The sequence below is a fragment of the Gimesia sp. genome (assembly GCF_040219335.1).
Lineage (GTDB): Bacteria > Planctomycetota > Planctomycetia > Planctomycetales > Planctomycetaceae > Gimesia.
The window spans coordinates 414,596-429,919 of sequence record NZ_JAVJSQ010000029.1 but is presented as its reverse complement, the minus strand read 5'-3'; the positions used below and the strand labels follow the sequence as shown (position 1 = coordinate 429,919).

The 15,324-nt window shown below is 52.4% G+C and carries 7 protein-coding genes; 2 read left to right on the top strand and 5 right to left on the bottom strand.

From position 1 onward, the window contains the following. Positions 1-4: 4 nt before the first annotated feature. The 3 genes from RID21_RS23525 to RID21_RS23515 form a co-directional block, all read right to left on the bottom strand. Positions 5-1,153, bottom strand: coding sequence for a hypothetical protein (locus tag RID21_RS23525; protein WP_350193153.1), 1,149 nt, complete (start codon positions 1,151-1,153; stop codon positions 5-7). 1 nt (position 1,154) lies between these two features. Continuing rightward, positions 1,155-3,431 (bottom strand): hypothetical protein, encoded by a 2,277-nt coding sequence (locus RID21_RS23520; protein WP_350193151.1) that lies wholly within the window; start codon positions 3,429-3,431, stop codon positions 1,155-1,157. A gap of 64 nt (positions 3,432-3,495) precedes the next feature. After that, on the bottom strand, positions 3,496-4,992 hold the full coding sequence (locus RID21_RS23515) for a MotA/TolQ/ExbB proton channel family protein (protein WP_350193149.1): 1,497 nt from the start codon (positions 4,990-4,992) through the stop codon (positions 3,496-3,498). Between the two features lie 590 nt (positions 4,993-5,582). Between RID21_RS23515 and RID21_RS23510 the strand changes: the two genes are divergently transcribed. Further along, positions 5,583-9,569 (top strand): hypothetical protein, encoded by a 3,987-nt coding sequence (locus RID21_RS23510; RefSeq protein ID WP_350193147.1) that lies wholly within the window; start codon positions 5,583-5,585, stop codon positions 9,567-9,569. 69 nt (positions 9,570-9,638) lie between these two features. On the opposite strand, the gene RID21_RS23505 is transcribed toward RID21_RS23510, so the two are convergent. Both RID21_RS23505 and RID21_RS23500 read right to left on the bottom strand, forming a co-directional pair. After that, positions 9,639-11,750, bottom strand: a complete 2,112-nt coding sequence (locus RID21_RS23505; protein WP_350193145.1) for an elongation factor G — start codon at positions 11,748-11,750, stop codon at positions 9,639-9,641. A gap of 347 nt (positions 11,751-12,097) precedes the next feature. Beyond that, a complete protein-coding gene (locus RID21_RS23500) occupies positions 12,098-13,456 on the bottom strand; it encodes a DUF4013 domain-containing protein (RefSeq protein ID WP_350193143.1) in 1,359 nt (452 codons plus the stop codon). A gap of 230 nt (positions 13,457-13,686) precedes the next feature. On the opposite strand from RID21_RS23500, the gene RID21_RS23495 reads away from it, so the two are divergent. Continuing rightward, positions 13,687-15,324: a DUF1549 domain-containing protein gene (locus tag RID21_RS23495; protein ID WP_350193141.1), complete on the top strand. Its 1,638-nt coding sequence runs from the start codon at positions 13,687-13,689 to the stop codon at positions 15,322-15,324.

Genomic DNA, 15,324 nt, shown 5'->3' with positions numbered 1-15,324 from the left:
TAGTTTACTGTCCTGCAGAACGCGTTCCTGCGGGTGACCCCGCAATGGGTACCCCAAAAGGCAGCGGACGACCGGCTACCTGGTATCCGAGTGAATGGGCATATTTTTGCAGCTCTCGATACAGTTCGAAGCTGTCCGGGTACACCCAGAAAGTAACCGTCGAACCGGTCCCGATTTCAGTCAACGCCCGGGAGAACTGTGATTGAGGCCGTAATGCTGCCTCTTGAGCTTCGCCTGATACATCATCGCTACGGCCAATTTCCCATTTGGTGACCCCGACTCGAAATCCGCCCGTGCCACCGGTCCGTAACTGATCCAGCGCAGAAAGGGGTTGTCGCTCGACAACATAATTCATGGTGTATCCCTGAATGGGCCCCACTTTGCCATGATGTTCACGGTACTTGGCCAGCCAGCTGCCTCGCTTCATGACCTCATGTTTCAACTCCAGCAGCAGTTCATTGATAGGCACATAAGAAACACGGTTTTCAGAGAGTAGAAAGTGCCATTCCTTATCCGTCACCAACTGACTGACGGGCGTGAGACGGTGCTTCAGCTCTTTCACCTGTTCACGTGGCTCAGAGACTTCCCGTGCTTTGGCGACCACGTGCTCCAGTTGCTGACGTGCCGCCTTCGTTTCATCGACCAGGCTGAGTAACTGTCGATACTCCTGTTCCAGTCGACTGCTCTTCTGATTGATCTCGGATAACATCGACTGGACCTGACCGCGGACAGCCTGCTTACGCGACTGCAGATCCTGAGCTCCTGATGACCGCTCCTGCATGACGCGATCCAGGCGAGAGAGCTCGGCTTCCGCTGCTTCGAGTTGTGCCAGCAGTTCTGCGGAGGGGTGTTGATAGATGATCTTCGGTTCTTTCGGCACCAGCTTTTCCGGTTCCGGATCCGGCAATATGACCACGGGGGCCGGCAGAGGAGGTGCTTCCAACTCAGGGGGAAAGGCATCGAGATCGGCATCAATCACAGTGGGTGCCGCAGGTGGTATGATTTCGGTATTTGCGATCGTTACCGGTGCCTGACTCATCCGGACGCCAGCGATCACGATCAGAATAATCAGAATCCCGACAATGTTCGCGACGATATCCAGAAAGGAATCTGAACCAAATCCGGCTTCCCCCTGAGGTGTGCGGCGGCTCATATTACTGCTCCTTTCCCGTTGAGGCAGCAGGACCAGCCGGTAAAGGCTCGAGCGTATACTGTGCCTCGGTCTCAAGTCCCATTTTCTGGGCGGATGATTTTATCCGTTCGTAGTACTGGTTCCCACCGGGACTGATTGTAAACTGCAGAGAAGGCACCCAGTAGAAACCTTTAGGAGCAGGTCCCCAGGATCGTACGTACTGATCCATGACTGCGAACAGCGACGCCTGTAAGCGTTGTGGCGACATTCCCGGATCGAGTTGCAGCTGTTTTTCATCTCCGACAATGATGCGATCTGAACCGATCTGAATACTGATTTCTCTTTCAAATCCAATACCGGAACGGGATTGAGGTGGGCCCCATTGACGGTTCATTGAGGACTCGCTCTCTGCCTGTGCTGAGCGACTGCGGCTCAGCGAAACCGAATTCACGTTCCCTGCTCCTGCTGCCGAGGAACCGGATGCAGAACTCTGGAATGGATTGCTGGATTGGGAAGATGCGTTCGACGAAGATGGATTTGCAGAAGCTCCCGGAGTAGATTCCGAAGACCGCATACCCTGCTGTCCGGCGACTGTCTGACCAGACTCTGCAGTTCCCTCTCGACTCCCCTGTTTTTTCAGGTACGGATTTTCGATCACTCTCTGTCCAGACCTCGTCGAACCACTGGCCGCGCTGCCTGCCAGTTGCTGGTCGCCTGGTGTTCGTTGATCTCCCGATTGACCTGGTTCTCCAGATGCTCCCTGCCCCTGTAATTTTTTCAGTTCTACCAGGTGCTGCTCGGCCATTTCCCGCAATTGATCACGGCCCATAACCTTGGCCCGCTTCAAACCTCCTTCTTCGCCGAATCCACTGCCCGGTCTGCGTTTGAGTTCATCCAGATCGTAGACTTCGGCCCCTTCCAGACTTCCGGGCAGTCCACTTTTCCCGGTGGAGGTGCCTCTCCCTGTGATCCGTTCCAGCTCAGAGCCTGAGCCACGCTCACCCTGTGCACTGTCTCCATCATCAAAGCCTTCTTTGTAGACAATGTTTGGCTGATTGGCGACCTTACGGAGATACTCGGCGCGAGCCATTTGCTGTCGCGGTGTCAGAACATCACTGAAATGTGATTTACCATCTCCCGAACCCGTCCCTCCCACGGCTGATTTTTCGGTTCCTTGACCAGTTCCCAGTCCTTCTTCCGGTTCGATTACACGGACCATTCCGGTACGAGCATCAAACTGCAGTCGACGTTCCTGGGGACTGGCTGCCTGTTTTTGATTCAGTTGGGAGACCAGTTGCTTTCGTCCACTCAACACACGGTCGATCGCATCCTGGCAGACCTCTTTCGCAATTGGATCCTGTTTGGGCAATGCCAGTTCCCAGTCAGCATCAATCAATTCGTATCCAGAGTCCAGATCCAGGTTCCCCAGCAGCTTACGGGCAACATAGTAACCCACACTACCGCTGGGACGAACCAGAATCAGAACATAGGGTTCCTGACCTGAATTCCGATCTTTACCACTCCAGTAGCGAAACAGAGCCTGAGTTCCCGAGAGCAGTGGATTGTGTCCCGGCGTAAAGTCCTGCAGATCATCTGGAGTCAATGTGATGCCTTCGGGCTGGAAGGTCAGTCCTTCATCCGTACATTCAATCAGAATGGGGCGTTTGGCTGTTCCGGTTCTTCCGTCATAGGGAACGATGGAATATTTACTGCGGGCCGTTTTTTGTGACTGTTTTTTCTTTGCCAGCGAATTCAGTTCTTCCTGCAGCATTTCTGCCACACGTGCCTTCTGCTCTTTCAACTTAGCCAGGTTCTGGTCGAGTTCTTTGTCTTTTGACTGCAGTGACTGAAACTGTTTTTGCGTTTCATTGAGCTGACTTTCGGACCGACTCAACTCATTTTTCAGTCGAACCAGCATCAGATTCTGATCTTTCAATGCAGCCAGTTTTTTCGCCTTCTGCAACTGCAGCGCTCTCAAGCGAGCCTCTTTATCGGCTGCCAGATTGATGATTTTTGGCTCAGGTTCTGGTTCCGGCTCTTTGACCTCGGGTTCAGGTATCATCACCACGGGAGGGGCCTGCACCGGTTCTGCTTCTTCTGCTCCAAACAGAATCGGTGGAAAGAGATCATCTTCCACGGTTTCTTCAATCACCACCTGCTGCACCTGCAGGACCGCCTGGTGTCGAATTCGGCGCGTGGTGACAACCAGCAGGAAGATCAATGCTCCCATCGCACAGATGAGTACCGCCAGAAAGGGAAACAGCGATACCGAACGTGCTTCGTTGCCTTTTCTACTCATGAATGAAACCGGAACTTATCTGCTCAGAGGAAAAACGAAAGACTCAAGTGAGACGTAGTGACAATCAGGCAGCGTTACGGCCGGAACGGGCTGTCAGCAGATGAACGGCAGCGCTCAGGCTGTGCAGGGTTTCTTCAAACGTTTCGGCAGCACGAATCGCATCCAGATTCTCGGTGAGACGTTTCTGTAATCCGATCAAATGCTCTTCCTGATCGACGATTTTCAGCAGGTGCTCACTCTGGTTATTCAGTGCCTGGATCTGCAGGGTCGAGACTTCGGCCGAGTCCTTCATCTGCTGATTCCAGATGCGGATTTCATCAGCGATATCACGAGTCGCTTCTTCGATTTGTGTGGTCTGCCTCGTCTGGGCCGAAATGACATCTTCATGCACTTCACTCCAGATTTGAGCCAGATGAGTTGAGAACTGACTGTTCGACTCTTCCTGCTTGTTTTGCCAGCGATTGAGCATGAGTTCGATCTGCTCAGTCGTAGACTGATATGCGTTCAGAAATTCGCTCCGAAATTCTTCCAGTTGTACTGCATGGTTACCCAGCGTGCTGGACATGCCGTCCTGCAATGTCTGGTCGAAGGACGACTGCTGCCGATCCATCATTTCGGCCCAGCGACCACGGAGTCCCTCCAGGTTCTGTTGCCAGAGATCGGTCTGACGCTGAATCATTTCTTCGGTCCGCGATACGAGTTGCTGTGCTGCTTCAATTTCGGCAGATTCCAGCGGACTGACGACACGTTCTGATTCACTCAGACAGGATGCGATATGCTCGATACCAAACAATTCGATCTGCTCGAGCTGTTTTTGTTCCATACGTTCCACAATAAAGGTGGAAAACACGAGAACCAGCGACAACCCCAAAGCCAGAGCTGTGGTATCAAAGGCGACAGCCAGACCACCAGTCACTTCAGACAATGATGTATCCAGTTGATCGGGAGTCACGTTGGCAATCGCGATGGTAATCCCGATCACGGTACCCAAAAAGCCGATGATAGGCACGGCCCAGGTGATTGTTCGAATGAGTGAGTAACTGGCATGAAGTTGCTCGGCAGCCAGTTCGGCCAGATACTTGAGGTGCTCATCCAGGTCCTGTACTGACCGGCGGCTTTTCACAAACGAGACCGTATCCAGCAGTCGTTTGCCCAGGTAGGTCTCACTGAGCCACGAGGGTTGTGACTGAACCTGTTCCTCAAAGACATCGATCCGCTCGTGCAGGTTCTCAATCTCGCCAATGGTGTCCCAGTCGATCTGAGTTTCGGTGAGGGATTTCTTCTGGACGAACATGCCCATGCCCTTCACACCAATGATGGCCATTCCGATAAAGAACAGCGCGGCTGTGGCATACTCAAGCGGGTGGCTACAGAAGTAGCGATCTACCAGGTCGCGATACAGGGGGAGATGGGGAATCAGGGCATAAAACCCGAAAGTAGCAGCGGTTCCCCAGAAAAGAGGAGACTTCAAGACTGCCTTGGACCAGTTCAAAAAGTGATCTTCTGTTTGAGCTTCTGGCAGTGTCGGCTGACCATCGGGCATCGAATCCAAGTGTTCCATCTGACTTTTCACTTCCTTGAAGACACAGTTCACACCGGTGACTCCAGATCTCAGGTTAGAATGCAGGAAACTCAAGAAATGAAAGACTTTTTGAGAATCCGTTGTCCTGATTCAACTGGGTAAATTCCCGTGTTTTGTGCCCTGTTTCTGGTAAGAAAACCCCTCAACGCCGGCTGCCGACTCCTGTCAGCCTTGATACCAGCGCCTGAAAGGCACACAATTAAGGCTCGTTTGAGAAATACGCACATTCGTTATAATCGTCATATTCTGACATACGAGTTGAAGAAAAGTTGCTCTCCAGCGGGAGAAGCGGGCAGGAATCTCAAATGCTCAGGCGAACAGTGCCCTGATTCAGAGATACCAGCTGGCGATTTCAAGGGAGAACAGGTACATTAAACTGCTGCCAGAAAAGCAGTTAATCAAGACACAGAGATCGAACTTTTGACTGCCAGATCGGAAAATGCATAATTGATTCGGGGATTCATTCCGTTTGGACTGTTCATTCAGGAAATAGACTGTTTTACTGCTGTTGAGCGAAATCCAACACCAGCAAATTTAAGAATCTGATTTCTATATTAACGTTTACCAATATGACAGTACCGCGCCATCCAAAGCAGGGTCTGGAGACTCTGCCCGCCGTCGATAAACATATTATTCGAGAGATTCTGGGCTATTTGAATTTCTCTAACGGAAAGCCAGATCCCAAGTTTCGCTTCAACTGGAATCAGCTCTTTGCTGAACTGGACCTTCAGCGTGATTCTGCATTGCTGGAATCGTTGCTGCGCACTCACTTACATGAACTCAAAGGGACGACCCCGGCATTTCAGTCCATCGATCAGGCAGAGAAAGTCCTCAAAATTGCATTCGAGGAATGCCTGCCGCAATACATCACCCATCACCGGGACCTGCTGTTCCATATCTGCCGAAAAGAGTTCCTGCAGCCTTATTTCCTCGCGGTCATGTTTGAAGCTCTGCTCGAACAGACCGGCCGCTGGGATACCGACCAGGAACTGGTCACCGCTGCCATCGATAAGCTGAATGACTTCGTCGGTTTTCGGCCAGTCGCCGTTCTGGAAAATGGTCGACAGATGCAGGTCTATTCTCACGAAAAATTTCGCCCGATGCCGGTCTTTTTTCGTGGCAGTGGAGTCGCCTGTGGAAATTACCAGCGTCTGATCGAACAGACGATCAAGACATTGGAAACGACTCCCGAAGATCTGCTGCATCAGGCACATTTCAATCTGGAAAAAATGGATGAGATCGCCATCGATCTCCGAGCACACGATCACCTGCACCCGGTCAACAAACGCACCAACTACATGTTCGGGGAATGGGATCCGCACATCATTGACAACCAGGGCTATTACCGACGGTTTGTCATCCGCAGACTGATCCTCGATTCCCTGCTGGCCTGGATTGATGAACACAAAGAGATCCCGCTGCAGGAACGACTGCAGGATGCGGCAGCCGTCTTGAGTGGCACCATGCTGATGGCGTCTTCGATCAGTGGTTCCGGACCTGATACCCACGCCAGTGATATCAGCTTGACCTCCCTGCTCCCTAAGGTCGCCCGCCAGCGTGATGATTATTACAACCGTCTGCTGGCCTCCGCGACAGGTTCCCGGGCGGAACGCTTATTGAAAGAAGCACAGCAGTCTCAGCAGCCTTTCGGACACATACGGCACTACCTCAATCTGCATCTGGCACGCTACGGCGCCCAGCAGGTTCAGCACCGCCAGTTATCCCGCATCTATGCGCGGATGGGTTTTTCGCGTGCTGCCCGCTGCGAAGCCGGCGTCATTCCCTGCACCTCGGTCCGCTTCGAATGTGAAATCCAATGGCGGATTACCATGGTCCAGTTGCACCTGGAACGGAACGAGCTGGATGAAGCCTGGAAGCTGATCCCCGAAATCGAAGATCATCTGACTCGCGGGATCGAATGCGGTGCCCTGATCGATCCCTGGAACATTCTGGGATTCCAGGGGCTGTTCCCCCTGTTCATTTCCCGAGAGGACAGTATTCCCGATCAGCGGAGCGAAGTTCTGCTGGAACTGATGGAAGAAACATTCTCAGCGTACTCGGCCACGCTGAGTGAAGCTGCTGCACAGGGGAACGACCGGCTTAAACTGGAAATCTCTGAGCGTTTCCAGAAGCTTGCTGAAAAATGGGATCGTTACGCAACGACCACCGTGGAGGATCTTCCCCACGTGAATGGTCAGGACTCCTTTGAATCAGCGGCCCATGTCTCTCAGATTCTTACTGAGTGGAAGAACGGCGGCGAGGCGGTGGGTGATATTTCTTTCTGGCGACAGCATGTCGACCGATTTGAATCGGCAAAAGCCTATGCCCTGACTGTCGATGCCTTGCTGCAGAAACAGGATCATGTGGCGGCCATCGGTCTGATCATGCAGTGGCTAAGCCAGGTCGACCAGACAGGTCTGGAATCGGGGCCTTACTCGATTCATTCCGTCCTGCTGCAGTGGATGCGACAGTTAACTGCGAATATTCAATCCGGATCCGGCAATGGACAGTCTATCCGCAAAATGTTCGATTACCTCGAAGCCAACGCCGCTGACTACTGGTCGGTCCCTCATTTCGATTCTGTGCTGCCTGTTCCAGAAAAAGCAATTGAGGATCCGTTTGACATGGATCCTGCAGAGCCCGACGAAGAAGACGAGCTGTTTGGTGCGGCTTATGAAGATGTCACCTTTCGAGACAGCGCTGATGACGGGGTGCAGGGAGAGATGATGGATTCCGGATACTCACCCAACAACTCCGAAATCGAATCGATCAACCGCCTGCTCGAACCTCGTCTTAAGTTCCTGAACACGCTCTCACAACTCTGGCAACTGTCGGCAGCGTATTTCGCAGAGGCCGAACTTTCACATGTCACTCACCCGGAAGCCGATACGGAATTTGACGCCGAAACGCGCGAGTCGATTGAAGGCTGGATCCAGCATACCGAAAATCTGCAGCAGGAACTGGTAGTGCTCCTCAATTCCATCTGGAGCTACCAGCTGCCTAAGCCGAGTGGCGACCACGATTCCAATATCGAATACGATCTGCAGTTACAGACCAAATTCTATCTGATGCACGCCATCATTATCACGACCGTCAATTGCCGTTCTGCTCGTTTGATGCTGCTGGCGACTCTGCCGGAATCAGAAGCAGAAAACGAACTTTCCGAAAACGAACGTCTGCTGGTCCCCGTCTATCGTGGTGTGCTGACCCGCGACATCGAACTGGTGCGGAAAGAGTTCCCGGCCTTCTTGAGCAATATCGCGGAAACACCTCTGCTCTACACGCCCATCGATCAGGGAGGCAGGCCCAACACCGTACTCAAAGTTCGCTCGTTACAGATGATTCTGCGGTTCCTGCTGACACAGCTTCCCGGTCTGGGACTGCTCCGCGAAACCTGGCAGTTGCTGAAGACTGCTTACCGGATGGAACGCAGTGCGCGTCCTGAAGGGATTGCTGTCAGCGAGTTCGACCGCCTGTTCCGCACCGCTCTTAAAAGCTCCCTGGTGGCCATCATTACATCCTCGCGCAACTGGGAGTCCGAGCAACTCGATGACGAGAAACTGATCGATATCGCTGAAAAACTGGTGAATAAATATCGGGAACAATGGCTCAAGCACAGTCGCACCATGCGACTTTCCAGCGCAGAAGCATTGAACCAGGAGTATATCTGGCAGGAAGTCAAAAGCTTTATCAAGCAGTACGGAGCGGACCTGTTCCACGCCCAGTACCTGACCCTGGGTAATCTGCGTACGATCCTGCATAATGGCATCGAACAGTACCTGAATTATCTGGCTGAGTATCAGGATCCGGCCCATCCTATGACGCTGCTCACCGATCTCGAAGAAGGCAGCATCGAGATGGATGAAGCGGTCACCAACCTCAAAGTCATCTTTGAATCGGTGGTCGATAAATTTGACCGGTTTGTCGAGTATAACAGCACCACCACCCAATCGGACTACGGCGAAATGTTCTACTGTCTGCTCGACTTCCTGCGGATCGAAGCAGCCTACGAACGGGACGACTGGAAGATGGTCCCACTGCTGATTGCCCACAAGGTCCTGGCTCAGCAGGACCGGAATGAATCAGCCTTGATCTGGGAAGCTGTCTTCGAAGCCACCTCGGAAGAGATGGCCAAGAAGCATTTGAAAAAGCTGAAGCAGACCGAAGCGGAATACAAAATCAATCTGCCGCTGATTTCGGATCATCTGAATGAACGATTCGTCAAACCTTTGTCAGTCAACCGGATGATGGCCCTCGTTCCCCGGGCGATGAAAGATGCCCGCAACGGCAATGAAGATTCCGCCACCTTCTCGATTCTACAGGAAGAGATCGAACGCTATCTGGCATCAACTATCGGCTCCGGTATTGATGTACCGGACTGGATGCGTAATCTGGAAGATGAAATTGATCGTCTGGACGAAAAAATTACCAGCGAACATTACGACCTGGAGACACAGATCAAACTTTCTCCCGTCCCGATGTCACTGGACGACATCAAGAAGCAGTTGAAGCTCTGGAATCAGCCCCTGGGACGGGAACGGAAGCGCAAAAAATAAGCACCAGCAAAAGGGAGTACACGCTTTCGCTGGTGCTTTTCCACCATCGTGATTCATTGACAGACCAGATCATTCTCTGGCCTGGTTGAGAATCTCAATCACCTTGGATTGCTCGTTGGGCGGAATCATTTCGTAGTGACTCAGTTCAATGTCATAGGTTCCCCGGCCTCCGGAGAGACTGGAAAGCGTACGGGCATAGGTCATGATTTCAGCCAGAGGGACACGCGCCTGAATGATTTCGTAGCCTCCTTGGGAGACCTGCATACCTTCCATACGTCCCCGTCGACTGGAAAGATCGCTGCTGATATCGCCGACGCATTCTTCGGGAATCAGAATTTCAATCTTAACGATCGGTTCCATCAGCGCCGGACGTGCTTTTCCGAAGAGTTCCGAGAAACATTTGCTCCCCGCAATTTTAAACGCAGTTTCGTTACTGTCGACTGGATGATCTTTTCCAAAGTAAACCTCGCAGATCAGATCCTGAATCTGACAGCCTGCAATCACCCCCTGCTTCATTCGCTCGCGAACTCCTTTCTCGACCGCCGGGATGAACTGATTGGGGATTGAGCCACCTGAAATCCGGTCGACAAAGGCAAAGTTCAAATCCGGATCGTATTGATAACTGCGCAGATGATCGAAGTTTTCTTTCGTGAAATAGGTCTCGGGATCAACGCCGGCAGGCATAGGTGAGACCCGCAGGTGTACTTCGGCAAACTGCCCTGCACCACCCGACTGTTTCTTGTGTCGGTAACTACCCTCCGCACTCGCCATGATCGTTTCGCGATACGGGACCTTGGGTTGGTGCGTCAGCACTTCTACTTTATCACGATGTAGCAGTTTTTCCTGCATGATTTTCAGATGCAGTTCACTCATCCCCTGCATTACCATTTCATGTGTCTCTTCATCGTGGATCACATGGAAGGTCTGGTCTTCTTCTTCCAGTTTGTGCAGTGCACCGGAAATCTTCTGCTGGTCATTCTGGCTTTTAGGCTCCACAGCTAACCCGACCACCGGATGGGGGTACTTGATTTCCGGCAGTGAAAGACCGTCTCCATTCGCATCGGCGGTAAGGGTATCTCCCGGCTGCAGGTCATCAACTTTGGCTACCGCAAAAATATCGCCCACGGAAACAGAATCGACGGGTTCCTGTTTGCCACCCTGGACGTCAAGCAGTTGATTGATTCGAACCGGCTTCCCCGTGCGGACATTGACCACAGCCGTATCTTTATCCAGTTTTCCGGAGAAGACACGCAGATAGCTCATCTTTGATATGAAGGGGTCGATGCGTGTCTTAATCACCTGAGCAACAAACGGCTGCTCCGGCGAAGGGTCAATCACCACCGAACGACCATCTTTGGTCTGTTCCATCCGCTGAATATCCTGCGGACACAATGTGTAGTTGGACATGGCGTCCATGAATTCACTGACCCCCACGCCGGTTTTTGCGCTCATGAAGAGCACGGGAATCAGTGTCCCCGCCGCCATTGCCTTAGGAATGTTTGCAGACAGTTCACGGGCACTGAGTTCCTCTCCATCAAAGAACCGCTCCAGCAACCCTTCATTCGATTCCACAATTGATTCGATCAGCGCCTGACGGGTCGCCTCCGGATCTCCCAGCGTTCCCTCTGCAGGTGGCTCAGAATAATTAACCAGATCACACACCGCTTGAAAATCGGCCCCCAGTCCCACAGGCAGGTTAATGGGAACACAGTTGGAGCCGAACGTCTCACGGATGGAATCGAGCAGTGAATCATAGTCGATATTCTCTGTATCACATTTATTCAGGACGATCATACGGGCGATGCCTGCCTCCTGGGCCATCCGGGAAACTCGCAGGGCATTGATTTCCACGCCATGACCGGCGTTGAGCAGAATCAGGGCGGTCTCGACGGCACGCAGCGCACCGGAGACCTGCCCGATGAAATCAGGATAGCCGGGGGTATCGATCAGATTGATGTGGTGACCGGCATGATCAAAGTGAACCAGGGTAGAGGCGATGGAAATCCGATGATCGATTTCTTCCTCGTCTGTATCCAGCAAACTGGTACCTTCATCCACAGACCCAAGTCGGGGGGTCATTCCCGATTGAAAAAGCAAAAGATCGGCTACAGTTGTTTTGCCAACAGCCCCGTGGCCGACCAGTGCCACATTCCTAACGTCGTCTACCTTATAATCGTTCATCGCTCGTCCTGCCTTTTCGTAAAAATGGCCAGGCGCAATTGTCTTCCGTTCCAAATAAAAGGCAACACGCTTAGCCAGGAAATGATGCGAACGTGTGCCGGGAAAAACAGAACGTTTCCCCTGCATATCCTTGTAACCGGAATCCCCGTTGGAAAGCCGGATCAATTCGACGATTGATGACAGCGGAAAGGCAGTTGATCGAGCGGATCAAGCGCGATTCCGCTACTGAAATCATATCCGCCCCGAATTCAAAAGGCTAAGAGATTTTCAGAAAATTCAAGTGTGTCGAATGAAATCGCAAAAACGTGTTGACTTAAACGAGAAGCGTGTCTCAGAAACGAATTCCGTCAGAATGGAACCGGCAACAAAAAGACGTGGTGTTCCATCAGCACTCGATTGCCATGCATGCCGATAAACTGTGTAAAGAACAACAGAAAGACATACAGTGACAGTAGTGGCAGAATCAGAGTCCTGCTCAACCAGCGCCAACCAAACCAGGCATTTCGGGTTTTGGAGGAGGCGCGGTAATAGACCCAGCCCAGCAGAATTTTTGTGGGATAGATGGTGGCAACAAAGATCAGGGTAATGCCCCACATCGCATCCCGGGGGAGTGCAGCCACCTTAAACAGGTAGAGAGGAAGCGAGAGCACATAGACAACGATCAAAGCCACCAGCCAGGCGATCGGCGTCCGTTTGAATTTCCTGCGGATGGTCCGCAGTTCAAACATAGCCCGCAATCGATTCTCCGCTGCAAAGTGAGCCTGCAACAGAGGTAGCCAGCCCAGGACGATCACCAGCATCAAGCCTCCCAGGAGGGTGACCAGAACCGGACCTCCCTTGCCTCCATCAGGGGAACTGGCGGAAGCAAACATGAGTGAAGGGATCAAGAGCCAGGCTAAGGCCCCCAGAAAACCACGCAACCCCAGTGAGAAGTTCTGCCCCAGTTTGAGCGAAGAGACAAACTCACTGACGTTTTGTGCCGCCCGTTCCCAGTACCCGCCGGCGCGAAGCTGTTTGAATAACCAGATCGCATTCTTGAGTGGGCGCAGATAGCAGGAAAAGGTTCCCCCGCGGGCCAATGCCAGACAGAGATGCAAGGCAACAAAAATTGAAACCAGACGATTGATAAAATGGAGCGTCTGATAGCTGGTGCCCCCCGGATCAACAAGTCGAGCATCCGCGGCAGCACCGGAGAGCAGAAACAATGGGATCAGCCAGAGACCGGTGCCAAGCACTATGGTTCCCAGTCGAGGCGCGATATCCAGCAGCGGAAAAGCGAGGCGAATTTTTCCCGTACGGGCGACTCTGCCTTCCACATCCAGTAGGTAACCCAAGGCAATAAAGTTAATGAGGGGAATGGCAGCAATCACGGCCAGAAACAAAACCAGACAGACGATGCCAAACAGCATACGAATTGTCCAGAATGTCGCCTTGAGCGGGTGTTTAAACAGATGAGGGAATGGCGGGATATTTCCCACTACTTCATCGGGATAGAACTGATCAATCTCGGTGGTCGGACTGACTGCAGCGGGTTGAACAACTTCGTCACTAGTCGGGGTTGTCAGTGCGGAAGTCCCCTGTCCGTTTTTGTTCGAATCGCCGGCATGTGTCGCATGTTCACTCACGGTCTGCTCTGCTTCGCCTCCTGAGAAATGAGCCGTTGCAGGAACGTTCAAGGTATTCCCGGTTTCTGCATGCGTTTTCAAGGTACCACCTGCCCTCTGGTAAGTCCAATATATAACAGCTTTATTTAAATTGCTTAGAAATTCATCTCCTGGTTGATGCCAGAACGCAGAGAGTGATACCCGGAAAAAAGCGGGAAGTTTCAAGAAATGAGTGAAACTTTCGAATGACTCAACTGGTATGATAAGGTATTCCCGGGAGCTGATTCCCGGATGTCCATTCCCCTTGAACCTTCTTCATTCAGGACAATCACATGCCCGCTTCCGCTCGCAACTGGATCCTGACCTGCCTCCCCGCGGGAGTTGTGGCGCTGGTGATCTCGCTGGTTGCCTGGGCTTCGAGCAGCCCCCTGAAGAAGGCGGAACCAATCCCCGTTCTGCAGAATGAAGATTCACTGATCCGCACGGTCGACCAGGTGGACCAGTTCTTCATACAAGAATGGCGGGAGCGAGATCTCGCCCCCGCAGCGGAGGCAGACGAACTGACACAGATGCGTCGGCTTTCACTCGCTTTGCATGGCACAATCCCATCCCTGGAAGAGATACGTGAATTCCAGGCGATGTCGGGGGATGATCGACTGGAGCGCTGGACCTTAAAACTTCTCGATGACCGCCGCTTCGCCGATTATTTTTCAGAGCGATTCACACGCGCCTTTGTTGGAGTCGCACAGGGACAATTCATTGTCTTTCGTCGCGATCGCTTCAAAGCCTGGCTGAGCGAACAGATTCAGGGCAATACGCCTTATGATGAACTGGTCAGAAAATTGATTGCCGGCGAAGGGCTCTGGACCGGCGACCCGGAAACTAATTTCATCACTGCGGCAGTCGCAGATGGTAACCTGGATCGGAACAAACTGACGGGCAGTACGGTACGTGCATTTCTGGGACAGCGAATCGATTGTGCCCAGTGTCACGATCATCCCTTCGATCACTGGAAGCAGACCGATTTCGAAGGCCTGACTGCTTTTTATGGCCAGGTGGAAGTACAGATCCTCGGCGTGCGGCAGAACAAAAAACTGAAGTACGAAGTTGAGGACCGAAATACGCTGGAAACGCGAACGGTTGCTCCGCAGGTTCCTTTCCTGAATGAGTGCCTGCCTGAGGAAGGGACACTGCGTGAGCGACTGGCGACCTGGGTGACACACCCCGACAACCGTCGTTTCGAACGTGCGTCTGCCAATCGAATCTGGGGGCTATTATTCGGCTTACCTTATATCGATCCGGTGGATGACCTGCCCGCACCTACCGATCTCACACAGGAAGCCCCCGAACTACTCGACATTCTGGGTCAGGACTTCCGCAAGAACGGATACGATATCAAACGCCTGATTCAGATTATTGTGGCATCGAAACCGTTTCAACGTTCATCATCCACAGACATGGTTGACGCAGAAGAGATCCAACGGGCGACACGTGCATGGGCACTGTTCCCACTGGTCCGGCTGCGTCCCGAGCAGATCATCGGTTCCATGCTGCAATCATCCTCGCTGAAAACCATTGACCAGAATTCAAATCTGTTCATGCGGGCCCGTCGCTTTTTCTCGGAGATCGATTTTGTACGCGAATATGGGGACCTGGGTAGTGACGAACTGAATGACTTTCCGGGAACGATTCCCCAAGCACTGTTGCGGATGAACGGTCAGTTTGCCAGAGATAACGGCAGTGCCTCCCCATTTAATGCCGTGGGTCGGATCACGTCGCTGGACATCTCGAACGAAAAGCGGATTGAAACCTGTTTCCTGGTCTGCCTGTCCCGACCACCGACAGCAGAAGAGCTGACGCACTTTTTGAAACAGTATGAGTCTGCCTCGAATCAGGAACAGCGCGAAAAAGTCACCGAGGACCTGTTCTGGGCGCTGTATAATTCACCTGAATTTTCATGGAATCATTGA